Below are 4,513 nucleotides of genomic sequence, written 5' to 3'. Positions count from 1 at the left end.
GAATGTGTTCTCAGATCCCGCAAAGCGCAGATGTAGCAGCTTTCCGGTGGCGTCATCGATGTAGACGAGCAGGGCACATTTTGGTCCGCGGTTCTCGAACCACCAATGATGCGATCCGTCGATCTGCACCAGCTCGCCAAAGCAGTCACGTCGGCCGCGTGGTTAAAAGACACGCTTCTTGCGTTCTTTCCGTGAGATCCAGATGCCGGCTTCGGTCATCCATTGGCGCAGCGTTTCCTTACCGATCGCAAGCTGGTGCCGTTCAAGCAGCTTCTCGCGGGCCAACGTCGGACCGAAATCAGCATATCGTTCTTTGACCAGATCAAGAACTGCATTGCGAATATCCTCGCTGTGACGCCGGTTGCTTGGTTGCTGGCGCTTCTTCGAGACGAGCTCAGGTATGCCACCCGTCTCATATGCTTTTAATACCCGGTGCATCTGGCTTCGGCTGATGCCGAGCACGCTGGCGGCCTGAACGACGCTCAGGCGTTGATCATGAATCTTCTGGATGACTTCGAGGCGATGCAATTCTTTCTGCGACATGGTGATCAAAAAGGACATGGCAACTCCGAACGCTCCTGACCGCAGTCAGGCTGAACATTGCCGCATCCTTGCTCCCAACGTTGACATTGACCAGCGTCGTCGTGCGAGAGGAGTGTCGCATTTCTATCTGGCCCAAGTGTCGCATTACTAAATGGGCGTTGGAGAAGCTACCCCAAGTGCAACGTGCCGGTTTTCAGGGTAGGGGATCAGGCTTCCTCCTGCAAATGCGCCATGAATGCTTCGGCTGGTGTCCGGTATCCAAGGCACTTTCTGGGTTGGTCGTTGAGGATGCGTGCGACCTGGTTCAACGTTGCTTGCGACATCTGGCTGAGGTCGGTGTTCGGCGGTAAAAAGCGGCGGATGCGCTTGTTAGCGTTTTCGACGGCGCCTTTCTGCCAGGGCGCGCTTGGATCGCAGAACCAGCTCCGCGCGCCGATACCGTCTTCCAAAGCCCGGAATGCCGCGAACTCTGTGCCGCGATCAAACGTGAAGCTCTGTCGTGCGAAGGCGGGCAGGCGGGAGAATGCCCGCACGATCTTGTCCATGATCGGTCGCGAATGCCGGCTCGGGTTTTTGATGAGAACGGTATAGCGGCTCTTGCGCTCGACGAGGGACGTGACATTGGCATGGCCAAACGGTCGCTCGAAGATGATAAGGTCACCCTCCCAGTGCCCAAACCGCGATCTGTTTCCAATGAAATCAGGCCTTTGCGATATGCGATGGCTGGCCGGGAATGCTCCGTCGCGAGGCTTTCTTGACCGCAGTGGCCGACGTTTGCGGCGTGCTTCCGGCAGATAGTGATAGAGACCGAGCTGATAATCTTCCTTGCTGTAGATGAACCGGTAAATGGTCTCGGCGCAGACACGGACAAGGCTCAATTTCTCCGATACCAGACGCCCGGCGATCTGTTCGGGTGACCACCGGGCCTCCAATCGACGAATGACTTCGGCACGAAGATCTGGATAGCGTCGAAGCTTGCGCAGACGTCGCCGCCGCTCGCGCCTCAGTTCATCGGCGATCGTCCCAAACTACCCGGTGTACTCGGGCAGCTCGTTGTCATGGAAGGTGTTGCGGCGGATTTCTCGATAGATGGTCGACCTGTGGCGTCCCAGCCGCCGGGCCATTTCGTTGATCGTGACTTTCTGATCAACCAGACGGTGAAGGAGGCGGCGATCGGCGAGGGTCAATTGCGTATAGCAACCGGACATGTAAAAATCTCCAAAGTGAAGCCATTGAAAATATTGGCATGTCGCACTTGGAAATAGAATGTACCAGCGCGCATACAATAATCGCATAAGATAGATTATGGAACACTCCTTTTGATTCGGCTGGTGGCGCGCAGAACCGCCACCATCTCGTTTTTAGGGTTCACATATTGGCGTAGACCGGCCCTTCGCCGCCTTGTGGCGGCACCCAGTTGATGTTCTGGTTGGGGTCCTTGATGTCGCAGGTCTTACAGTGCACGCAGTTCTGCGCGTTGATGACGAAGACGTCCTGACCGTCCTTCTCCACCCACTCGTAAACCCCGGCCGGACAGTAACGTGTCGACGGGCCGGCATAGACATCATGCTCGCAGCGCTTCTGCAGATCCATGTCCCTGACATGAAGATGCACCGGCTGGTCTTCCTCATGGTTGGTGCCCGACAGGAACACCGATGACAGGCGGTCGAAGGTCAGAACACCATCCGGGCGCGGATAATCGATCTCTTTGTGTTTTGCCGCAGGCTCAAGGCTCTCAGCATCCGTCTTGCCGTGTTTCAGCGTGATGGGTGATGTGCCGAATATCTGGTTGATCCACATATCCAGAGCACCAAGCCCGACGCCGATTGCCGTGCCGAACCGCGACCACAGCGGCTTGACGTTGCGAACGCGCTTCAGATCCTTGCCGATATCGCTGGCGCGCCATTCGTTTTCGATCTCGATCACCTCGTCATTGGCGCGGCCGCTGGCAATCGCCTCGGCGATCTTGTCTGCCGCCAGCATGCCGGACAGAACCGCATTGTGGCTGCCCTTGATGCGCGGCACATTGACCAGACCGGCCGAACAGCCGATCAGCGCACCGCCCGGGAAGGTCAGTTTCGGCACGGACTGATACCCGCCTTCGGTGATGGCGCGGGCGCCATAGGACAAGCGCTTGCCGCCTTCGAAGGTTGGCGCAATCGCCGGATGCGTCTTGTAGCGCTGGAATTCCTCGAACGGAAACAGATAGGGGTTCTTGTAGTTCAGGTGCACCACGAAACCGACGGCCACCAGATTGTCCTCCAGATGATAGAGGAACGAGCCGCCACCGGTCTTCATGCCCAGCGGCCAGCCGAAGGAGTGCTGCACCAGACCCGGCTTGTGGTTCTCCGGCTTCACCTGCCAGAGTTCCTTCAGGCCAATGCCGAACTTCTGGACATCCGAGTCTTTCGACAGGTTGAACTTGGCAATCAGCTGCTTGGCCAGCGACCCGCGCACGCCTTCACCGATCAGCACGTACTTACCAAGCAGTTCCATGCCGCGTGTATAGTTCGGGCCGGGCTCGCCGTTTTTCTCGATGCCCATGTCGCCGGTGGCGACACCGATGACGGCACCCTCATCATTATAAAGCACTTCACTGGCGGCAAAGCCCGGATAGATCTCGACGCCAAGTGCTTCTGCGTGGCCCGCCAGCCAGCGGCAGACATTGCCGAGCGAGACGATATAATTGCCGTGATTGTTCATCAAGGGCGGCATGGCGAAGTTCGGCAGGCGGATCGAGCCGGCAGGGCCTAAAAACAGGAACTGGTCGTCCTTGACTTCAGTCTTGAAGGGATGGCCTTCTTCCTCACGCCAGCCGGGCAGCAGGCGATCGATACCGACAGGATCGACCACCGCACCCGACAGGATATGCGCGCCGACCTCGCCGCCCTTTTCCAGAACGACAACTGAAAGCTCAGGATTGATCTGCTTCAGCCGGATCGCCGCTGACAAACCCGCAGGACCGGCACCCACAATCACAACGTCGAATTCCATCGACTCGCGTTCAGGAAAGCGGACAGCTTGATCTGTCATGAGGCTGTGACCGCCTGTTCTAGCTTGGGCAAAATGTCAAACAAGTCCCCGACCAGGCCGTAGTCAGCAACCTGGAAGATCGGTGCTTCTTCGTCCTTGTTGATGGCCACGATGACCTTACTGTCCTTCATGCCGGCCAGGTGCTGGATGGCACCGGAAATGCCAGCGGCAATATAAAGCTGCGGTGCAACCACCTTGCCGGTCTGGCCAACCTGCCAGTCGTTTGGTGCGTAACCGGCGTCAACAGCCGCACGCGATGCACCAACGGCAGCGCCCAGCTTGTCAGCAACCGGCAGAAGAACTTCCTTGAACTTTTCCGACGAACCGAGTGCACGGCCACCGGAAATGATGATCTTGGCAGATGTCAGTTCAGGACGGTCAGACGATGCCAGCGCATCCGATACGAAGGACGAAACGCCCGGGTTGGCAGCAGCAGCAACCGCTTCAACGGCAGCAGAACCACCGGCAGCAGCCGCAGCGAACGAGGCCGTACGCACGGTGACGACCTTCTTGGCGTCAGTTGCCTGTACGGTCTGGATGGCGTTGCCAGCATAGATCGGACGCTTGAAGGTGTCAGCGGACACCACTTCGGTGATTTCCGAAACCTGTGCAGCGTCGAGCAGGGCTGCAACGCGTGGCGCAACATTCTTGGCCGATGCCGTCGCAGGTGCGATGATGACATCGTAGGAACCGCTCAGCGATACGATCAATGCAGCAAGCGGTTCTGCCAGCTGGTTTGCGTAGGATGCGTCATCAGCAAGAAGTACCTTGGCAACGCCGGAAAGCTTTGCTGCTTCATCGGCTGCAGCCTTGGCACCGGAACCAGCCACCAGCACATGCACGTCTCCGCCGATCTTGGCAGCTGCGGTCAGCGTCTTTGCTGTCTGGTCGGAAAGGGTTGCGTTGTCGTGTTCTGCCAGAAGAAGAATGGCCATAA

The 4,513-nt window shown here is 57.9% G+C and carries 2 protein-coding genes and 2 pseudogenes; all 4 read right to left on the bottom strand.

The features are described 5' to 3' along the window. Positions 1–561, bottom strand: a pseudogene (locus tag RT613_RS23720) (helix-turn-helix domain-containing protein); the annotation flags it as partial. Positions 562–749: 188 nt separating this feature from the next. After that, positions 750–1,751: pseudogene (locus tag RT613_RS23715) on the bottom strand (IS30 family transposase). A gap of 160 nt (positions 1,752–1,911) precedes the next feature. Then, entirely contained in the window at positions 1,912–3,576 is a 1,665-nt protein-coding gene (locus tag RT613_RS23710; RefSeq protein WP_062654032.1) for an electron transfer flavoprotein-ubiquinone oxidoreductase, read from the bottom strand. Next, positions 3,573–4,511: an electron transfer flavoprotein subunit alpha/FixB family protein gene (locus RT613_RS23705; protein ID WP_072493480.1), complete on the bottom strand. Its 939-nt coding sequence runs from the start codon at positions 4,509–4,511 to the stop codon at positions 3,573–3,575. Before RT613_RS23705 ends, RT613_RS23710 begins: the two co-directional genes overlap by 4 nt. Positions 4,512–4,513 lie beyond the last annotated feature (2 nt).

The organism is Agrobacterium sp., assembly GCF_032092815.1.
Classification (GTDB): Bacteria; Pseudomonadota; Alphaproteobacteria; order Rhizobiales; family Rhizobiaceae; genus Agrobacterium.
Note: the sequence above shows the minus strand (reverse complement) of the source record. Positions and strands in the feature narration are given on the sequence as shown.